The organism is Cryobacterium sp. HLT2-28, from assembly GCF_004402495.1.
Lineage (GTDB): Bacteria > Actinomycetota > Actinomycetes > Actinomycetales > Microbacteriaceae > Cryobacterium > Cryobacterium mannosilyticum.
This window is the reverse complement of the sequence record NZ_SOFH01000017.1, coordinates 14,924-33,011: the sequence shown is the minus strand read 5'-3', so window position 1 is coordinate 33,011 and position 18,088 is coordinate 14,924. Positions and strand designations below refer to the sequence as shown.

The 18,088-nt window shown below is 68.0% G+C and carries 14 protein-coding genes; 12 read left to right on the top strand and 2 right to left on the bottom strand.

The window, feature by feature from the left end; all coding sequences use genetic code 11:
- Positions 1–64: 64 nt before the first annotated feature.
- The 3 genes from E3O48_RS06950 (at position 65) to E3O48_RS06940 (ending at position 4,278) form a co-directional block, all read left to right on the top strand.
- Entirely contained in the window at positions 65–1,198 is a 1,134-nt protein-coding gene (locus tag E3O48_RS06950; protein ID WP_134537843.1) for a carbohydrate ABC transporter permease, read from the top strand.
- Positions 1,195–2,169 (top strand): carbohydrate ABC transporter permease, encoded by a 975-nt coding sequence (locus tag E3O48_RS06945; protein ID WP_134537842.1) that lies wholly within the window; start codon positions 1,195–1,197, stop codon positions 2,167–2,169. The genes E3O48_RS06950 and E3O48_RS06945 overlap by 4 nt, the downstream gene beginning before the upstream one ends.
- Before the next feature lie 189 nt (positions 2,170–2,358).
- Entirely contained in the window at positions 2,359–4,278 is a 1,920-nt protein-coding gene (locus E3O48_RS06940; protein WP_241982437.1) for an ABC transporter ATP-binding protein, read from the top strand.
- A 127-nt stretch (positions 4,279–4,405) separates the two neighbouring features.
- On the opposite strand, the gene E3O48_RS06935 is transcribed toward E3O48_RS06940, so the two are convergent.
- Both E3O48_RS06935 and E3O48_RS06930 read right to left on the bottom strand, forming a co-directional pair.
- The gene (locus E3O48_RS06935; protein ID WP_134537841.1) at positions 4,406–5,137 is read right to left on the bottom strand and encodes a DUF3105 domain-containing protein; all 732 of its coding nucleotides are present in this window, start codon (positions 5,135–5,137) and stop codon (positions 4,406–4,408) included.
- Between the two features lie 63 nt (positions 5,138–5,200).
- The gene (locus tag E3O48_RS06930) at positions 5,201–6,436 is read right to left on the bottom strand and encodes a DDE-type integrase/transposase/recombinase (RefSeq protein WP_198413041.1); all 1,236 of its coding nucleotides are present in this window, start codon (positions 6,434–6,436) and stop codon (positions 5,201–5,203) included.
- Between the two features lie 308 nt (positions 6,437–6,744).
- On the opposite strand from E3O48_RS06930, the gene E3O48_RS06925 reads away from it, so the two are divergent.
- The 9 genes from E3O48_RS06925 to chvE all read left to right on the top strand — a co-directional run bounded on the left by E3O48_RS06925 (position 6,745) and on the right by chvE (position 18,032).
- A complete protein-coding gene (locus E3O48_RS06925; RefSeq protein WP_134537839.1) occupies positions 6,745–8,109 on the top strand; it encodes a cystathionine beta-synthase in 1,365 nt (454 codons plus the stop codon).
- Positions 8,110–8,135: 26 nt separating this feature from the next.
- Positions 8,136–9,290 (top strand): cystathionine gamma-synthase, encoded by a 1,155-nt coding sequence (locus tag E3O48_RS06920; RefSeq protein ID WP_134537838.1) that lies wholly within the window; start codon positions 8,136–8,138, stop codon positions 9,288–9,290.
- A gap of 101 nt (positions 9,291–9,391) precedes the next feature.
- Positions 9,392–10,699 carry an APC family permease gene (locus E3O48_RS06915; protein ID WP_241982435.1) on the top strand — a complete coding sequence of 436 codons (1,308 nt, stop codon included), beginning with the start codon at positions 9,392–9,394 and terminating at the stop codon, positions 10,697–10,699.
- Positions 10,696–11,379 (top strand): cyclase family protein, encoded by a 684-nt coding sequence (locus tag E3O48_RS06910; RefSeq protein ID WP_134537836.1) that lies wholly within the window; start codon positions 10,696–10,698, stop codon positions 11,377–11,379. Before E3O48_RS06915 ends, E3O48_RS06910 begins: the two co-directional genes overlap by 4 nt.
- A 177-nt stretch (positions 11,380–11,556) precedes the next feature.
- Positions 11,557–12,579, top strand: coding sequence for a LacI family DNA-binding transcriptional regulator (locus tag E3O48_RS06905; protein WP_134537835.1), 1,023 nt, complete (start codon positions 11,557–11,559; stop codon positions 12,577–12,579).
- 298 nt (positions 12,580–12,877) lie between these two features.
- Complete coding sequence (araB, locus tag E3O48_RS06900; RefSeq protein WP_134537834.1) at positions 12,878–14,614, top strand: ribulokinase; 1,737 nt, start codon at positions 12,878–12,880, stop codon at positions 14,612–14,614.
- Positions 14,611–15,321 (top strand): L-ribulose-5-phosphate 4-epimerase, encoded by a 711-nt coding sequence (locus E3O48_RS06895; RefSeq protein WP_134508389.1) that lies wholly within the window; start codon positions 14,611–14,613, stop codon positions 15,319–15,321. The genes araB and E3O48_RS06895 overlap by 4 nt, the downstream gene beginning before the upstream one ends.
- On the top strand, positions 15,321–16,838 hold the full coding sequence (araA, locus tag E3O48_RS06890; protein WP_134537833.1) for an L-arabinose isomerase: 1,518 nt from the start codon (positions 15,321–15,323) through the stop codon (positions 16,836–16,838). The genes E3O48_RS06895 and araA overlap by 1 nt, the downstream gene beginning before the upstream one ends.
- Before the next feature lie 66 nt (positions 16,839–16,904).
- On the top strand, positions 16,905–18,032 hold the full coding sequence (chvE, locus tag E3O48_RS06885) for a multiple monosaccharide ABC transporter substrate-binding protein (protein WP_134537832.1): 1,128 nt from the start codon (positions 16,905–16,907) through the stop codon (positions 18,030–18,032).
- The last annotated feature ends 56 nt before the right edge of the window (positions 18,033–18,088 follow it).

Genomic DNA, 18,088 nt, shown 5'->3' with positions numbered 1-18,088 from the left:
CGGTAAATTTTCCCGCCAGACCAGCGATCACCGTGAGTCCACAGTCGTACTCGAGAGGTTTCAGATGTCAGCGTTCTTTGCCTGGCTGGGGCAATTGCCGTCCCTCGCACAAATCCCCATCATCGTCCTCGCCTTCGTGGCCATGGTCGGGGCGATCCTGTTCTTCGTCGAGATCGCCCCGCGATCCGGCACCATCTACACCGTCATCCGGCTCGTGGTGTGCGTGGCTGCTCCGCTTCTCGTGCTCCTCGCCGCCGGGTCGTACTGGTGGGCCTCGGCGGCCGCCGCGGTGCTCGGCGGGGTGTTCTTCATCGTCGACTACCGCTCCCGCGCCGGAGCCGGTTACCTTTTCCAGCTCTTCGGATTCCTCTCGCCGGCCGTCCTTCTGCTCGTGATCGGCCTGGTCATCCCGACCATCCAGACCACGGTGCAGGCGTTCATGAATGCGCGGGGAACCGCTTTCATCGGCCTCGACAACTTCATCTGGGTGTTCACCCAGCCGGAGGCCATCCGCACGGTGCTGAACACGATCGTCTGGGTGCTGATCGCCCCGCTAGTGTCGACCATCGCTGGACTCGCCTATGCGGTGTTCATCGACAAGAGCCGCGGTGAGAAGTACTTCAAGATCATGGTGTTCATGCCCATGGCCATCTCCTTCGTCGGCGCGTCGATCATCTGGCGCTTCGTCTACACCGCCCGCCCGGCGGACCAGAACCAGATCGGCCTGCTCAACCAGATCGTCGTCTGGTTCGGCGGCCAGCCGGTCGACTTCATCGCCAACGAGCCGTGGAACACGCTCTTCCTGATCATCGTGCTGATCTGGGTGCAAACCGGATTCGCGATGGTCGTGCTGTCCGCGGCCATCAAGGGCGTGCCCGCCGAGCAGCTGGAGGCCGCGGAACTCGACGGCACCAACGCCTGGCAGAAGTTCACCAACGTCACGGTCCCCGGCATCCGCAGTTCCCTCATCGTCGTCCTGACGACGATCTCCATCGCCTCGCTCAAGGTCTTCGACATCGTCCGGACCATGACCGCCGGCGCCAACGACACGAGCGTCATCGCGAACGAGATGTACACGCAGTTCAAGAACTTCGAGCTGGGCCGCTCGGCGGCCTTCGCCGTCGTGCTGTTCCTGCTCGTGCTTCCGATCGTCATCTACAACGCCCGCCAGATCCAGAAGCAGAGGGAAATCCGATGAGCGCGATCCTTCCAGTTGAGCTCCCCGTCGACAAGTCCACCGCGAAGCAGCTGCGCAACGGTGCCCGCAGGACGGAATTCGCCGCGGCCCGGCGCACCAAGAAGCGCCTGACCAGCCGGGGCGCCACGATCGCGGCCCTCGTGATCGCCGTGGTCTGGACGATTCCCACCTTCGGCCTCTTCGTCTCGTCGTTCCGGCCCGCCCAGCAGGTGCGGACCACCGGCTGGTGGACGCTGTTCGCGAACTGGGGTGTCACGTTCGACAACTACTCCGACGTGCTCCAGGCCGGAAACAGCCAGCTGAACCTGGCCGGCGCCTTCATCAACTCGATTGCGATCACCCTCCCGGCTACGCTGCTTCCCCTCATCGTCGCCAGCCTCGCCGCCTACGCGTTCGCCTGGATCGACTTCCGGGGCAAGAACGTGCTGTTCATCGCGGTCTTCGCGCTGCAGATCGTGCCGCTGCAGATGGCCCTCGTGCCGCTGCTCCGGTTCTTCTCCAAGGGTGAGATCTTCGGCTTCCCGGTGGTCACGGCGATCAGCGACGCGGGTGGGTACTCGCAGGTCTGGATCGCCCACACCATGTTCGCCCTGCCGCTGGCGATCTACCTGCTGCACAACTTCGTCTCGGAGATCCCGGCCGACGTGATCGAGGCGGCGCGCGTCGACGGCGCCGGCCACGGCCAGGTCTTCTTCCGGATCGTGCTTCCGCTGACGATGCCCGCCATCGCATCCTTCGCCATCTTCCAGTTCCTCTGGGTCTGGAACGACCTGCTGGTGGCGCTGATCTTCGCCGATGGAGCCGTCGCCCCGATGACGAAGCTTCTGGCCGAGATCACCGGAAGCCGCGGCCAGGACTGGCACCTGCTCACGGCCGGCGCCTTCATCTCGATCCTGGTGCCGCTGATCGTGTTCTTCAGCCTGCAGCGCTACTTCGTGCGCGGCCTGCTGGCCGGCTCGACCAAGGGCTAGCCCGGCATCCGCCCCCCTCGCTCGGCTTGTTCCAGCGCTCCATTTTCGCCGCTACGCGCCAGGCACGCCGGGGGCGTAGCGGCGAAAATGGCGCGTTCGGCAGCAACACCGACCTGCACGCCGCTGGTAGGCGCCCGGGACTGCGGGACATCGCGAGATCGGGGCGGTAGGGGAGCTTAGAGTGAATCCATGAGTGGAATGCACGGCGGCAGCAGCCCTCGCCAGGCCGGTCAGTACGGGCGTCCCCGGGGCCGCGTCAGCGGCGGCGATGCCGTGGCCCAGCGGGCGGAGAACGCGGCTGCGCCGCGCATCCCGAACCTGTTGCGACGCATCGGCTCCCTCTTCGCGCCGCACCGCCGGGACCTGACGATCACGATCGTGCTCGTGTTCATCAGCGCGGCCCTGTCGGTGGTGCCGCCGCTGCTCGTGCAGCGAGCCTTCGACGAGGGCCTCTTCCCGCCGGGCGGCAACCCGAACCTGCCGCGCCTGGCCACCCTGGTCGGCCTGATGATCGGCATCTACCTGGGATCCCAGCTGCTCGGCGTGTGGCAGACCTGGCTGACTGCGACCGTGGGCAATTCGGTGATGGGCGCCCTCCGGGTGCGCCTGTTCACCCACCTGCAGGCGATGGAACTCAGCTTCTTCACCAAGACGAAGACCGGCATCATTCAGTCCCGGCTGCAGAACGACGTCGGCGGGGTGGCGAGCGTGCTCACCAACACCATCTCCAGCCTGCTCGGCAACGTCGTCACGGTGATCGCGGCCCTCGTCGCCATGCTGCTGCTGAACTGGCAACTCGCCATCGTGGCGGTGATCCTGATGCCCGTCCTCGTCATCGCGCAACGCCGGGTCGGCCAGGTGCGCGCCCGGATCGCCTCGAAGACCCAGGAGTCGCTCTCCGACATGACGGCCATCACCCAGGAGACCCTGAGCGTGTCGGGCATCCTGCTCTCGAAGAGCTTCACCAGGCAGCAGGCCGAGATCCGCCGCTACTCGGACGAGAACGACAACCAGGTTCGGCTGCAGGTCAGCCAGCAGATGAGCGGCCAGTGGTTCTTCGCCATGGTCAGCATCTTCCTCTCCAGCATTCCCGCGATCGTCTACCTGGTCGCCGGGTTGCTGATGGCCAACGGCACCACGGATGTCACCCCCGGCACGATCGTGGCGTTCACCACCGTGCAGTCCCGCCTGCTGTTCCCGCTGCTGGGGCTGATGCGGGTGGCGCTCGACCTGCAGACCTCCAGCGCCCTGTTCGCCCGCATCTTCCAGTACCTCGACCTCACCCCGGCGATCAGCGACGCGCCGACCGCCGGGGACGTTCCGGCCGCCGGCGAGGCCACCGGCCGGGTCGAGTTCGATGACGTCACGTTCGCCTACCCTGATGCCGCGGCCGACTCCCGGCCGACCCTCGACGCCGTCTCGTTCCGAATCGAACCGGGCGAGTTCGCGGCGTTCGTCGGCCCGTCCGGGGCAGGCAAGACCACGGTGTCCTACCTGATCCCGCGATTCTACGAAGCCTCGGCCGGGCGGGTGCTGTTCTCCGGCGTCGACGTGCGGGAGCTGCGGCAGGAGTCCCTCGTCTCGCACATCGGTATCGTCAGCCAGGAGACCTACCTCTTCCACGCCACGATCGCCGAGAACCTGCGCTACGCGAAACCGGATGCCACCGACGCCGAACTCGAGGCCGCCGCGCGCGCGGCGAGCATCCACGACACCATCGCCTCCTTCTCCGACGGCTACGCCACCGTGGTGGGGGAGCGCGGGTACCGGCTCTCCGGCGGTGAGAAGCAGCGGATCGCGATCGCCCGGGTGCTGCTGAAGGACCCCGAGGTGCTCATCCTCGACGAGGCGACGAGCGCCCTCGACTCCATCTCCGAGCGGATCGTGCAGACCGCGCTGGACACGGCGTCCCGGGGCCGCACGACCATCGCCATCGCCCACCGGCTGTCCACGATCGTCTCCGCCGACGTGATCTTCGTCGTGGATGGCGGCCGGGTGGTCGAGAGTGGCACCCACGCCCGGCTGCTCGCCGCGAACGGCGTCTACGCGCGGCTGTACGCCGAGCAGGTGACCGCACCGTCGCCGTCCCGGCTGCTCCCCGCGGAGTAGCCGCGGCATCCGGCGCCCGCGTAGTCCGAGCTATCGGCTCTCGCGGCGCACCTTTGGTAAGCGGGCGCATGTTCTATCGTGCGCCCGCAGCCGGAAGGTGCGCCACGAGCGTGAGCGGAGCAGGCGACTAGCCGACCTTGCCGGGGGCGTCGAGGGCGCCCGAGCAGGACTCGCCCGGCTCGGGCGCGGTCGGTCCGTTCCGATAGTAGGCGGCGAAGGCCGGGATGCGCGGGTCGGCGGCCGAGTCCAGCCGGAGCTGCACGTTCCAGGCGGTCAGCACGACCGGTGAGCCCAGCCCGGGGTAGGGCGAGACGAGCACGTGGTCGCCGGGCAGGGCCGCCCGCAATGCCGAGACCTCGGCCGGGGCAAGCGCCGGGTCGTAGGTCGCCCAGACCGCGCCGTGCTCGAGGGAGTGCACGGCGTTCTCGTTCGGCACCGGCCGGTCGTAGGCCCCGCAGTCCAGCCAGACGGGACTGTGCGGCCCGCCGGTCGGCGGGGTCTGCGGGTAGGCGACGGATGTCGTGACGTGGCTCGGTTCGTTGGCGAACGTCTCCAGCCCCGCGATCGGGGCCGCGCCGGGGGTGGCGGCCGGCATCGCGTTCGGCGTCGCCGGGGCGGCTCCCGTCGCGCCGGCTCCGGTGGTGTCCGCTCCGGTGGTGTCGGCGCCGGTGGTGCCGGCGGACTCGCCCGGCGCGCTCGCGGGCGCGAGCACCGAGGAGAGGAGCAGCGCGCTCACGGCGACGGCGGCGAGCACGCCCAGGGCGAGGCCGAACCGGCGGTTCCAGACCAGGCGCTTCACCTCGCGGGGCGAGCGCGGGGCATCCGTCGTGTCGTCAGCGGGCACGGGCGTCTTCAGCATGGTCGCGATTCTACGCAGCCCGGCTGAACCTGCTGCGCGGGCCGCAGTCCGAGATGCCTCATGTCAAGATGCTCGCGAAATCTGTTCCGGTGCCTCATCTAGTTTTGCTCGCGAAACTCCGGTGGTGAGGGTATTTGTTTTGTCTCTCGCGAGTGAGATGAGGCGGGTTTGGATGGCCGTGATCTGGCGTGTCAGCTTGGCGGGGTTCGTGTCGGCGAAGAGTTGGTCGAGCTCGTTCGTGCGTTCCGGAGTGAGGACTCCGGAATCGAGGACGCGCTGGTAGGGGGTTCGCGGTTTGTCGTAGACCCGGGTCTTCTTGCCGTGTTTGTTGGACCGCCAGCTGATCGCTTTGGTTGTCGCAGTGAACATGTTCAGCCGCACCCGTACGAGCGCGTAGAGGTCGTTGAGAAGCTGCTGCTCAAGGCTCGTGTCGTACCGGTAGTGGAACGCGTGGCGGCGCACAACGTCTCCGTTCTTCTGCTCGACGTGGGCATTGTCGTTTGATTTGTATGGCCTGGCCCTGGTGAAGAACAAGTCACGATCTCCGGCCCATTTGATCAGGGCGTGGTTGATGAATTCGCCCCCGTTATCGGTGTCGAGGCAGACCAGCGGGAACGGGAGGCGGGCCTCGATCTCGGTCATCGCGTCAATCACCCACCGGTGGGCGCTGTTCTTGATGGCCATGTTCTCGGTCCACCCGGTGAACACGTCCGTCACGGTCAAGGTGCGGATGAATTCGCCGATCAGCGTCGGACCGCAATGCAGCACCAGGTCCGCTTCGACGAACCCGGGGGCATGCTCGTGCTCATCGCCGGCGCGGCGGATCTGGATCGAGTTGCGCAGCAGGGGCCCGGGTTTCGTGCCCGAGAGGCCAACCAGCCGCGCGCCATCACGAGTGGGCTTGAGCAGCCGGTCGATCGTCGCCCCGGACACCGCCAGCAGCTGCGCCCGGGTCTGATCAGTCAATCGCGTCGCGTCGAGCTCGTGATGGTCCTCCAGCTTGGGCAGCCAGATCGGCATCGTCGCGGCCAGATACTTCCCCGACGGCCGCCCGGCAAGGTTCCATACCTGGATCAACAGCTTGAGGGTGTCATACCCATAGGTCCGCGGCCTCGGCTTGCGCCTCACCTGCTTCACCGGCCCCTTCCGCTTCGACGCGGCCGTCAACGCCCGCCTCGCGTTCGCCCGGGACCAGCCCGTCGTGGCAACCAACTGGTCCAACATCACCCCCTTGGCCTTCTTGGGCGCCCGCGCATACTCCGCGGCGTGCTTCTTCGTGATCTCTCGACGTGCGCTCATCGACAATGACTCACCCATCCGCCAAGCACACCGCAGTACTCAAACGACGACCGGCATTTCGCGAGCAATTATCAAATGAGGCACGCACCCCATTACGCGAGCACTTTACGTGAGTCTCGTCGCAGTCTGGTGACTCCGAGCACGCATCGCTAGAGTGGGAAACGTGTTCGTTCTGATGTCGTGTCCGTGGTGTTGTTGTCGCTAGCCAACCCCGTATTCCCACACGACCTCGCGATTCCCTCGGCGCGTGCAGCCTCCGGCCGCGCGGCGAGTGAACCACGACGCGACACCATGACGAAGGACACTCCATGAAAATTGCCGACACCATTCTCGACCTGATCGGCGACACCCCGCTGGTCAAGCTCCACAAGGTCACGGAGGGCGTGACCGCCACCGTGCTGGTCAAGCTCGAATACCTCAACCCGGGCGGCTCGTCCAAGGACCGCATCGCGACCCGGATCATCGACGCCGCCGAACGCGACGGCCTGCTCCTGCCCGGCGGCACCATCGTCGAGCCCACCTCCGGCAACACCGGCGTCGGCCTCGCCCTGGTCGCCCAGCAGCGCGGCTACCGGTGCGTGTTCGTGCTGCCGGACAAGGTCGGCGAGGACAAGCGCAACGTGCTCACGGCCTACGGCGCGGAGATCGTGGTGACCCCGACATCCGTCGCCCCCGACCACCCCGACTCCTATTACAGCGTCTCCGACCGGCTGGCCCGGGAGATCCCGGGGGCGTTCAAGCCGAACCAGTACGCCAACCCGAACGGGCCGCTCAGCCACTATGAGACCACTGGCCCCGAGATCTGGCGCGACACCGACGGCACCATCACCCACTTCGTGGCGGGCGTGGGCACAGGCGGCACCATCACCGGCACCGGGCGCTACCTCCGCGAGGTGTCTGGCGACACCGTGCGCATCATCGGCGCAGACCCGGAGGGATCGGTCTACTCCGGCGGCACCGGCCGGCCGTACCTGGTCGAGGGCGTCGGCGAGGACTTCTGGCCGGCCGCCTACGACCCGGCCGTCGTGCACGAGGTGATCGCCGTTTCCGACGCCGACTCCTTCGCGATGACCCGCCGCCTCGCCCTCGAGGAGGGAGTCCTGGTCGGCGGCTCGAGCGGCATGGCCGTCGTCGCCGCCCTCCGCGCCGCCGAGAAGCTCACCGCCGCCGACACCATCGTCGTGCTGCTGCCCGACGGCGGCCGCGGCTACCTGGGCAAGATCTTCAACGACGGCTGGATGCGCAGCTACGGTTTCACCAACGCGCCCGCCGGGCACACCGTCGGCAACCTGCTCGAATCGAAGACCGGCACGCTCCCGGCGTTCGTCTACGTGCACCCGAGCGCCACCGTGCGCGACGCTATCGAAAGGATGACGTCGTCGAGCGTCTCCCAGGTGCTCGTGCTGACCGCGAAACCGCCGGTCGTCATGGGCGAGGTCGTCGGTTCCCTCGACGAACGCCACCTGATGGAACTCGTCTTCTCCGGGGAAGCCAAACTGGGCGACCAGGTCAGCGCCTTCGTCAGCGACTCCCTGCCGATGATCGGCGTGAACGAGCCCGTCGCCGCAGCCCGCGCCGCCTTCGCCGGCCACGATGCGTTGCTCGTCACCGACGGCGGCAAACCCCTCGGCGTCATCACCCGCCACGACCTGCTCACCTACCTGAGCGCCTAGACCGTCTCCGACAGTAAGGACCACCCATGGCTCGCACGCAGAACTTCGACACCATCGCCATCCACGCCGGACAGGAATTCGATCCGACCACCGGCGCCGTCATCCCGCCGATCTACCAGACCTCCACCTACGTGCAGGAGAGCATCGGCAACCTGCGCGGCGGCTACGAGTACAGCCGCGGCGGCAACCCCACCCGCACCGTGCTGGAGACCCTGCTCGCCGCGCTCGAGGGCGGCAAACACGGGCTGTCCTTCGCCAGCGGGCTCGCCGCCGAGGACACCATCCTGCGCGCCCTCCTGGTGCCCGGCGACCACATCGTGCTCGGCAACGACGTCTACGGCGGCACCCACCGGCTGATCAACAAGGTGCACGGCGCCTGGGGTGTGCGGAACACCACGGTCGAGATGTCGGACCTCGCCGCCGTCGAACGGGCGATCATCCCCGGCGAGACGAAGATCCTCTGGGTGGAGACGCCGAGCAACCCGCTGATGAAGATCAGCGACATCGCCGCGCTCGCCGAGCTCGGGCACCGGTTCGGGGTCACCGTCATCGTCGACAACACGTTCGCCTCGCCCGCGCTGCAGCATCCGCTGGCCTTCGGCGCCGACGTGGTCGTGCACTCCACCACCAAGTACCTCGGCGGCCACTCCGACGTGCTCGGCGGCGCCCTGGTCATCAACGACGACGCCCTGGCCGAGAAGGCCCAGTTCCTGCAGTTCGCGGCCGGCCCGGTCTCCGCGCCCCTCGACGCCTGGCTCACCGTGCGCGGCATCAAGACCCTGTCGGTGCGGATGGACCGCCACTGCAGCAACGCGCAGGCGATCGCCGAACACCTGCAGGGCCACCCGGCGATCGACACCGTGTACTACCCCGGGCTGCCGGACCACCCCGGCCACGACCTGGCGAAAACGCAGATGCGCGGCTTCGGCGGCATGCTGTCCCTCGCCTTCGCCGGGGGAGCGCCCGCGGCGCGCGCCTTCGCCGAGTCGACCCACCTGTTCCAGCTGGCCGAGTCTCTCGGCGGGGTCGAGTCCCTCGTGAACTACCCGTCCGAGATGACGCACGCCTCGGTGCGCGGCACCGAACTCGAGGTGCCCGACAACATCATCCGCCTCTCGGTGGGCATCGAAGACGTGGCCGACCTGATCGACGACGTGGAGCAGGCCCTGCCCACTCGCTAAACGTTGGCAGTTTTTCGATGGAGTGTGTCGTCTCTGCCATTTCGCTGGCGGCGACGGCGCACGATCATGGTGGAGTGACGATCAACCCAGACACTGAGACAGTGATCCCTGACCCTCTGTCGACGGATGCGCGGCCCGCGCACGCCGGATCCCTCGGCCTGGTGCAGGGCACGGCCCTCTACATCGCGGCCGTGCTCGGCACCGGAATCCTGGTGCTGCCGGGCCTCGCGGCGACCGCGGCCGGGCCGGCCTCGCTCGTGGCCGTCTTCGCCGTGTTCCTGCTCTCGATCCCGCTCGCCGGAACCTTCGCCGCACTGGCCTCGCGCTACCCCGACCCGGGTGGCGTGGCCAGTTATGTGCGGCGCTCGCTCGGCCAGACCTGGGCTCGAATGACCGGCTACTGGTTCTTCTTCGGGGTGGGCTTCGGCGCCCCCGTCGTGGCCATGCTCGGCGCGGAATATGTCGTGGCGATCATCGGCGCCGACCGGGCTGCCGTCCCCGGGGTGGCCCTCCTGATCCTGATCCCTCCGTTCGTCTCCAACTTCTTCGGCCTGCGGGTGTCCGGCCTGGTGCAGCTCGCGCTCACCGGCGCCCTCCTGTTCGTCGTCGTCGGCGTGGTCGCCGTGGCCTTCCCGGCCGCGGACCCCGGCAACCTCGAACCGTTCCTGCCGAACGGCTGGGGCGGCGTCGGCACGGCGATCAGCCTGTTCGTCTGGGCCTTCGCCGGTTGGGAGGTCGGCACCCACATCGCCGGCGAGTTCCGCAACCCGCGCCGGGTCATCCCCCTCGCCACCGCGATCGCCCTCGTCGTGGTCGGGATCGCCTATCTCGCCCTGCAGTACGTGACCATCGCCGTGCTCGGCCCGCGGGCCGGCCACGGCCAGGTGCCCCTGCTCGACCTGGTCCAGGCCGCGCCGCTCGGGGTCGGGCCGCTCCTCGTGGCGGTGATCGCCGCCGTCGTGGCGCTCGGTGTGCTGAACGTGTACATCGGCGCCTTCGCGAAGCTCGGCGCCTCACTCGGCCGGGACGGCGACCTGCCCGGGTGGATGACCCCCGGCGTCGAATCCGGCGGTATCCCGCGCCGCAGCCTGGCCGTCGTGGCCGGGCTCACCGGCAGCTACTTCACCGTCATGGTCAGCCAGGGGCTGCCCCTGGCGGCCTTCATCCTCATCCACACGAGCTCGATGGTGGCCATCTACACGCTCGGCATGATCGCGGCCGTGCGCCTGCTCGCCACCTGGTCGCCGGGCTGGTGGCTCGCCGTCGTGTCTGTGGCGCTCACCGCCGGGCTGCTCGTGCTGGCAGGGCCCAACCTCGTCGTCCCCGCCCTGCTGGCGGTCGTGGCGCTCATCGTGCGGGCCGCCAAACGGCACCGTCTCCGTCCGTCCCTCACCAAGGAGCCCCTATGACCGGCACCCGCCCCCGCCCCCGCTTCGTCGACCTCAGCCACGAGATCCGGGCGGGTCTGGTGACCTACCCCGGGCTTCCTGCCCCCGTCATCTCGCCGCACCTCACTCGGGAAGACTCCCGGTCGAAATACGCCCCCGGGACCGAATTCGCGATGGATATGATCACCATGATCGGCAACACGGGCACCTATCTCGACAGCCCGTTCCACCGCTACCCTCAGGGCACCGACCTGGCGGGCCTCGCCCTCGACACCCTGGCCGACCTGCCCGCGGAGGTATTCCATCTGACGGATGCCACCTCCCGCGGCATATCCCCCGACGCATTCAACCGGCGGGGGAGCGGCCTTGCCGGTTCCGCCGTGTTGCTCCACACCGGCTGGGACGCCCACTTCGGCACCCCGGGGTACGCCGTCGGCGCGCCGTACCTGACCGGCGCGGCCGCGCAGGTGCTGATCGACTCCGGGGTCGTCCTGGTCGGGATCGATTCCCTCAACATTGACGACACCGAGTCGGGCGGGGAACGGCCCGCGCATTCCCTGCTGCTTGCCGCGGGCATCCATGTGGTGGAGCACCTCACCGGGCTCGCGGCGCTGCCGGACGCCGGCGCCAGCTTCACGGCCGTGCCGCCGAAGGTCGCGGGCTTCGGCACCTTCCCGGTTCGGGCCTACGCGCGGCTGTGACGCTCACCGGCCCGATGTGACAGTCACGCGCCGGGATGTGACAGTAACCTCAAGGGAACGCCGGCACCGCCTCCCGGCAATGTGACTGTCACACCGTGCTTTCCGACCGGCGGCCAGGTGTGCATAATTGATATGCGTTCACGTTTGTGACCGTGCACATGTGAACAAGGTCGTTACGTGACAGAGAATCTGCCCAAGGTGCGGGCGCCCAGCATCCGGGATGTGGCCCGCCTGGCCGGGGTCTCCCACCAGACCGTGTCGCGCGTTCTGAACAACCACCCGAGCATTCGTGAGACGACCAAGGCCCGCGTACTCCAGGTCATGGAAGACCTCCAGTACCGGCCGAACCGTGCGGCGCGGGCACTCTCCCGCGGGCGATCCCGCACGATCGGGATCCTCTCGGCGCAGAGTTCCGAGTACGGACCCGCCAGCAGCATTGCGGCGATCCAGGACGCGGCACGGGAAGCCGGGTACTACGTCAACACCGCGAACCTGACCACGGTCGACCAGGAGTCGATCGAGGCGGCCCTCATGCACCTGATGCTGCAGGCCGTGGAGGGAATCGTGGTGATCGCACCCCAGGTGCGGGTCTTCGACGTGCTCGAGCAACTCTCGATCACGGTGCCCTTCGTGTCGTTGCAGTCAACCGGCCATCTCGACGACCACGCCCTGTCGGTCGACCAGATCGCCGGCGCCCGGCTTGCCACCCGGCACTTGATCGACCTCGGCCACCGGCGGATCTACCACCTGGCCGGCCCGCAGGACTGGATCGAGGCGGAGGCGCGGATGCGCGGCTTCCTCGATGAGATGGGGGCGATGGATGTCCCCACGACGGCTCCGATCCTCGGCGACTGGACCGCGGACTTCGGCTACCACGCGGGGCGGGAGCTTTTCGGCCGCCGCGATTTCACCGCGATCTTCTCCTCGAACGACCAGATGGCGCTCGGGCTCATGCACGCGGCCAGGGACGCCGGCCTGGGCATCCCGCGGGACATCAGCATCGTGGGCTTCGACGACATCCCCGAGGCGGCGCACTTCTGGCCGCCGCTGACCACGGTGCGGCAGGACTTCGGCGAACTCGGCCGCCGCTGCATCGCCCTGCTACTGAGCAATCTCCCGGGCGGTGAGCCCATCGTCGACCGCGATCCGATCATGCCGCGGCTGATCGTGCGCGAGTCGACGGCGCCGCCGGCCTTCTGAGCCCACGCCGGTTTCGGCAGGCCGCCACCTTGGGGCGGGGGCGGCCTGCCGAAACCGGCGCGCCCTGACGATGAAGCCGCACCGGAGCGAGCGGATGCCGCGCCCGGTCGGCCGAGAAACCGCCCAACCCCGGACTGGGGGGACCGTTCTCAAGTCGACGCAAATCGGACTTGACACCGGAGTCGTTAGTGGGACTAACATAAGACCATCGAATGTGACCGATCACATTCGACTGTCACATCCGGTCCGAGAACCACCCGGGCAGGCGCAGCACCAGCCAGACAAGGGAGTCGATTTCGTGAGCACGACCGAGCAGCCGCCGGCACAGGCAGGCGACGAGAGCTACGTCATCGGGATCGACTACGGGACCCTGTCCGGTCGCGCTGTCGTCGTGCGCGTCTCCGACGGAGTCGAACTCGGATCGGCCGTGCTCGACTACCCGCACGCCGTGATGGACACCGTCCTCGCCGTCACCGGAGCGGTCCTCCCGCCCGAGTGGGCGCTGCAGGTTCCGGCGGACTATGTGGCCGTGCTGAAGAGCGCTGTGCCCGCCGCGATCGCTGCCGCGGGTATCGATCCGGCGCTCGTGATCGGCGTCGGCACCGACTTCACCGCCTGCACCATGGTGCCGGTGCTCGCCGACGGCACGCCCCTGAACGAATTGCCCGAGTACGCCGACCGGCCGCACGCCTACGTCAAGTTGTGGAAGCACCACGCCGCGCAGCGCCAGGCCGACCGCATCAACGAGCTGGCCGCCAGCCGGGGCGAGAGCTGGCTGCCGCGCTACGGCGGACTCATCTCGAGCGAGTGGGAGTTCGCCAAGGGTCTGCAGCTGCTCGAGGAAGACCCCGAACTGTACAACCGGATGGACCACTGGGTGGAGGCCGCCGACTGGATCGTCTGGCAGCTCACCGGGAACTACGTGCGCAACGCCTGCACCGCCGGGTACAAGGGCATCCTGCAGGACGGCGCCTACCCGAGCGAGGAGTTCCTCGCCGCCCTCAACCCCGCGTTCGCGCAGTTCGCGACGGAAAAGGTCGCCCACGAGATCGGCCAGCTCGGAGCATCCGCCGGCACCCTGTCGAAGGAGGCCGCCGCCTGGACCGGCCTGCCGGAAGGCATCGCCGTGGCCGTCGGCAACGTCGACGCCCACGTCACCGCCCCCGCCGCCCAGGCGGTCGAGCCCGGCCAGATGGTCGCGATCATGGGCACCTCGACCTGCCAGGTGATGAATTCCGACCACCTCGCCGAAGTCCCCGGCATGTGCGGCGTCGTCGACGGCGGCATCGTCTCCGGGCTCTACGGCTATGAGGCCGGCCAGTCCGGCGTCGGCGACATCTTCGCCTGGTACGTCGCCAACCAGGTTCCGCCGCGCTGCCACGAGGCCGCGAAGGATGCCGGGCTGAGCGTGCACCAGTACCTCACCGAGCTGGTCCGCGACCAGCCGGTCGGCGGCCACGGGCTCGTCGCCCTCGACTGGCACAGCGGCAACCGCTCCGTGCTCGTCGACCACCAGCTCTCCGGACTCGTGCTCGGCGCGACCCTCACCACTCGCCCGGAAGAGATCTACCGGGCCCTGCTCGAGGCCACCGCGTTCGGCGCCCGCACCATCGTCGAGACGTTCAACGCGAGCGGGGTGCCGGTCACCGAGTTCATCGTCGCCGGCGGGCTGCTGAGGAACAGCTTCCTCATGCAGACCTACAGCGACATCCTGCGGATGCCGATCTCCACCATCGCGAGCGACCAGGGGCCAGCGCTCGGCTCGGCCATCCACGCGGCCGTCGCCGCCGGCGCCTACGCCGATGTGCGAGCAGCCGGGAAGGCGATGGGCAAGCTCAACAGAAACGTCTACACCCCGAACGAAGAGTCGGCGACCGCCTACGACACGTTGTTCGCGGAGTACTCGCTGCTGCACGACTACTTCGGCCGCGGCGCCAACGATGTGATGCACCGGCTCAAGGCCCTGCGGCGCGACGCCCTCGCGCCGGGCGCCGTCGCGCCGGTGGCCGCCGGCGCCGAGGCGGTGCCCGCATGAGCTCGTTCGGACCAAGGATCGAGGTGGCCGTCGCCCGGCTCCGCGACGACATCGCCCGGCTGCACGCGGAGCTCACCCGCAACGATCTGGTCGTCTGGACCGGCGGCAACGTCTCCGGCCGCGTGCCGGGAGCCGACCTGTTCGTGATCAAGCCCAGCGGCGTCGACTACGCCGACCTCGCGCCGGAAAACATGATCCTCTGCGACCTGGGCGGCAACGTGATCCAAGGCACCCCCGGATCGGACCGGTCCCCGTCCAGCGACACCGCCGCCCACGCCTACGTCTACCGGCACATGCCCGAGGTCGGCGGCGTCGTGCACACGCACTCCACCTACGCGACCGCGTGGGCAGCCCGCGGCGAGGCGATCCCCTGCGTGATCACCGCCATGGCCGACGAGTTCGGCGGCCCCGTGCCGGTCGGAACGTTCGCGATCATCGGCGACGACACCATCGGCCGCGGCATCGTCGAAGCCCTGACCGGGCACCGCTCCCGGGCCGTGCTGATGCAGAACCACGGCCCGTTCACGATCGGTAAGGATGCCCGCGACGCCGTCAAGGCTGCTGTCATGGTCGAAGACGTGGCCCGCACCGTACACATCGCCCGCCAGGGCGGCAAACTCATCCCCATCCCGCAGGCCGCGATCGATTCCCTCTTCACCCGCTACCAGAACGTCTACGGACAAGCACCGCAAGGAGCACTCAAGTAATGCCTACTCTCTCCACGACCCTCGACCACTACGAGGTCTGGTTCCTCACCGGCAGCCAGAACCTCTACGGTGAGGAAACGCTGCGCCAGGTCGCCGAGCAGTCCAAGGCCATCGCCGACGCCCTCGGCGCGTCCAGCGATGTGCCCGTGAAGATCGTCTGGAAGCCCGTCCTCAAGGACTCCGAGTCGATCCGCCGGGCCGCGCTCGACGCGAACTCCGCCGACCACGTGATCGGCCTGATCGCCTGGATGCACACCTTCTCCCCGGCGAAGATGTGGATCTCGGGCCTCGACGCGCTGACGAAGCCCCTCCTGCACCTGCACACCCAGGCCAACGTCGAACTGCCGTGGAGCGAGATCGACTTCGACTTCATGAACCTCAACCAGGCCGCCCACGGCGACCGGGAGTTCGGCTACATCCAGACCCGCCTCGGGGTTTCCCGCAAGACCGTCGTCGGCCACGTGTCGAACCCGGCCGTCACCCACCAGATCGGCACCTGGACCCGCGCCGCGGCCGGCTGGGCCGCGGCCCGCAGCATGAAGCTCGCCCGCTTCGGCGACAACATGCGCTACGTCGCCGTCACCGAGGGCGACAAGACCGAAGCCGAACTCCGGTTCGGCGTGCAGGTGAACACCTGGCCCGTCAACGAACTCGCCGATGCCGTGCACGCGGCAACGGATGCCGACATCGACGCCCTCGTCGCCGAATACGAGGACCTCTACGACGTGGCCCCCGAACTTCGCCGGGGCGGAGAGCGCAACGACTCGCTCCGCTACGGCGCCGCGATCGAAATCGGCTTGAAGTCCTTCCTCGAGGCCGGCGGCTTCAGCGCCTTCACCACCAGCTTCGAAGACCTGGGCGCCCTCCGCCAGCTGCCCGGCCTCGCCGTGCAGCGACTGATGGAACAGGGCTACGGCTTCGGCGCCGAGGGCGACTGGAAGACGGCCGTCCTCGTGCGCGTCGCCAGCGTGATGGGCGCGGGTCTCCCCGGCGGTGCGAGCCTGATGGAGGACTACACCTACGACCTCACCCCCGGGGCGGAGCTCATCCTCGGCGCCCACATGCTCGAGGTCAACCCCGCACTCTCGAGTGCCCGGCCGACCCTCGAGATCCACCCGCTCGGCATCGGCGGCCGCGAAGACCCCGTTCGCCTGGTCTTCAACGCCGACCCCGGCCCCGCCGTGGTCGTCGCGATGAGCGACATGCGCGACCGGTTCCGTCTCGTCGCGAACGTCGTCGAGGTCGTCGAACCCACCGAGGCGCTCCCCAAGCTCCCGGTCGGCCGTGCCGTCTGGAGCCCCGAGCCCGACTTCGCCACCTCCGCCGCAGCCTGGCTCACCGCCGGAGCCGCCCACCACACCGTGATGTCGACCGCCGTCGGCATCGAGGTGTTCCACGATTTCGCCGAGATCGCTCGCACCGAGCTTCTCGTGATCGACAAGACCACCACCCTGCGGGACTTCACCCGCGAGGTGCGCTGGAACCAGGCCTACTACCGACTGGCACAAGGCCTGTAATCACACCCATCAGCACCCACCACCAACTGCAATCAGAGTTGATACAGAAACACGAAAGGTAAATCAGTGAAGACACGTAAGGTCCTCGCCGGCATCGCTGCCATCGGACTTGCACTCTCCCTCGCGGCCTGCTCCGGCGGAACCCGTGGCGGCACCACGACGGTTGACGACACGGCCGGAGCCAACAAGGGTGCCCTCGTCGGGGTTGCCATGCCGACCAAGACCTCCTCCCGCTGGATCAAGGACGGCGACGCCGTCAAGGCCTCGCTCGAGAAGCTCGGCTATAAGGTCGACCTTGAATACGGCGACGACAAGATCCCGAACCAGGTGCAGCAGATCAGCAACATGCTGACCAAGGGCGCCAAGGTCCTCATCATCGCCTCCATCGACGGCACCGCCCTCAGCGACCAGCTCGACCAGGCCGCCAAGTCCGGCGTCAAGGTCATCGCGTACGACCGGCTGATCAACGGCAACAAGAACGTCGACTACTACACGACCTTCGACAACAACGAGGTCGGCGTTCAGCAGGCCACGAGCCTGCTCACCGGACTCGGCGTTCTCGACAAGGACGGCAAGGACACCGGCGCGACCGGCCCGTTCAACGTCGAACTGTTCGCGGGCAGCCCTGACGACAACAACGCCACGTTCTTCTTCAATGGCGCGATGGACACCCTCAAGCCGTTCATTGACAAGGGCGTCGTCGTCGTCAAAAGCGGCCAGGTCGGTTTCACCCAGGTGGCAACCCTGCGCTGGGACCCGGCGACCGCCCAGAAGCGGATGCAGAACCTCATTGCCAGCACGTACTCCGACGGCAGCAAGGTTGACGGCGTCCTGTCCCCGTACGACGGTCTCTCGATCGGCATCATCTCGGCGCTGACCAGCTCCGGTTACGCCACCAATGCCCTCCCGATCGTCACCGGCCAGGACGCGGAAGCGGCCTCGGTCAAGTCGATCATCGCCGGCCAGCAGTACTCCACCATCTACAAGGACACTCGCCTGCTGGGCGACGAAGCCGTGAAGATGGCCGACGACCTGCTCAACGGCAGGACCCCTGAGGTAAACGACACCAAGAGCTACGACAACAAGGTCAAGATCGTCCCGACCTACCTGTTCCCGCCCAAGGTCGTCACGAAGGACAACTACAAGGAACTCCTGATCGACACCGGGTACTACACCGAAGCAGACCTCAAGTAGGTTTTCTCCCACACCGGGTAGTGGCGGCGGAGACGCCGCCACTACCCTCACCCCTA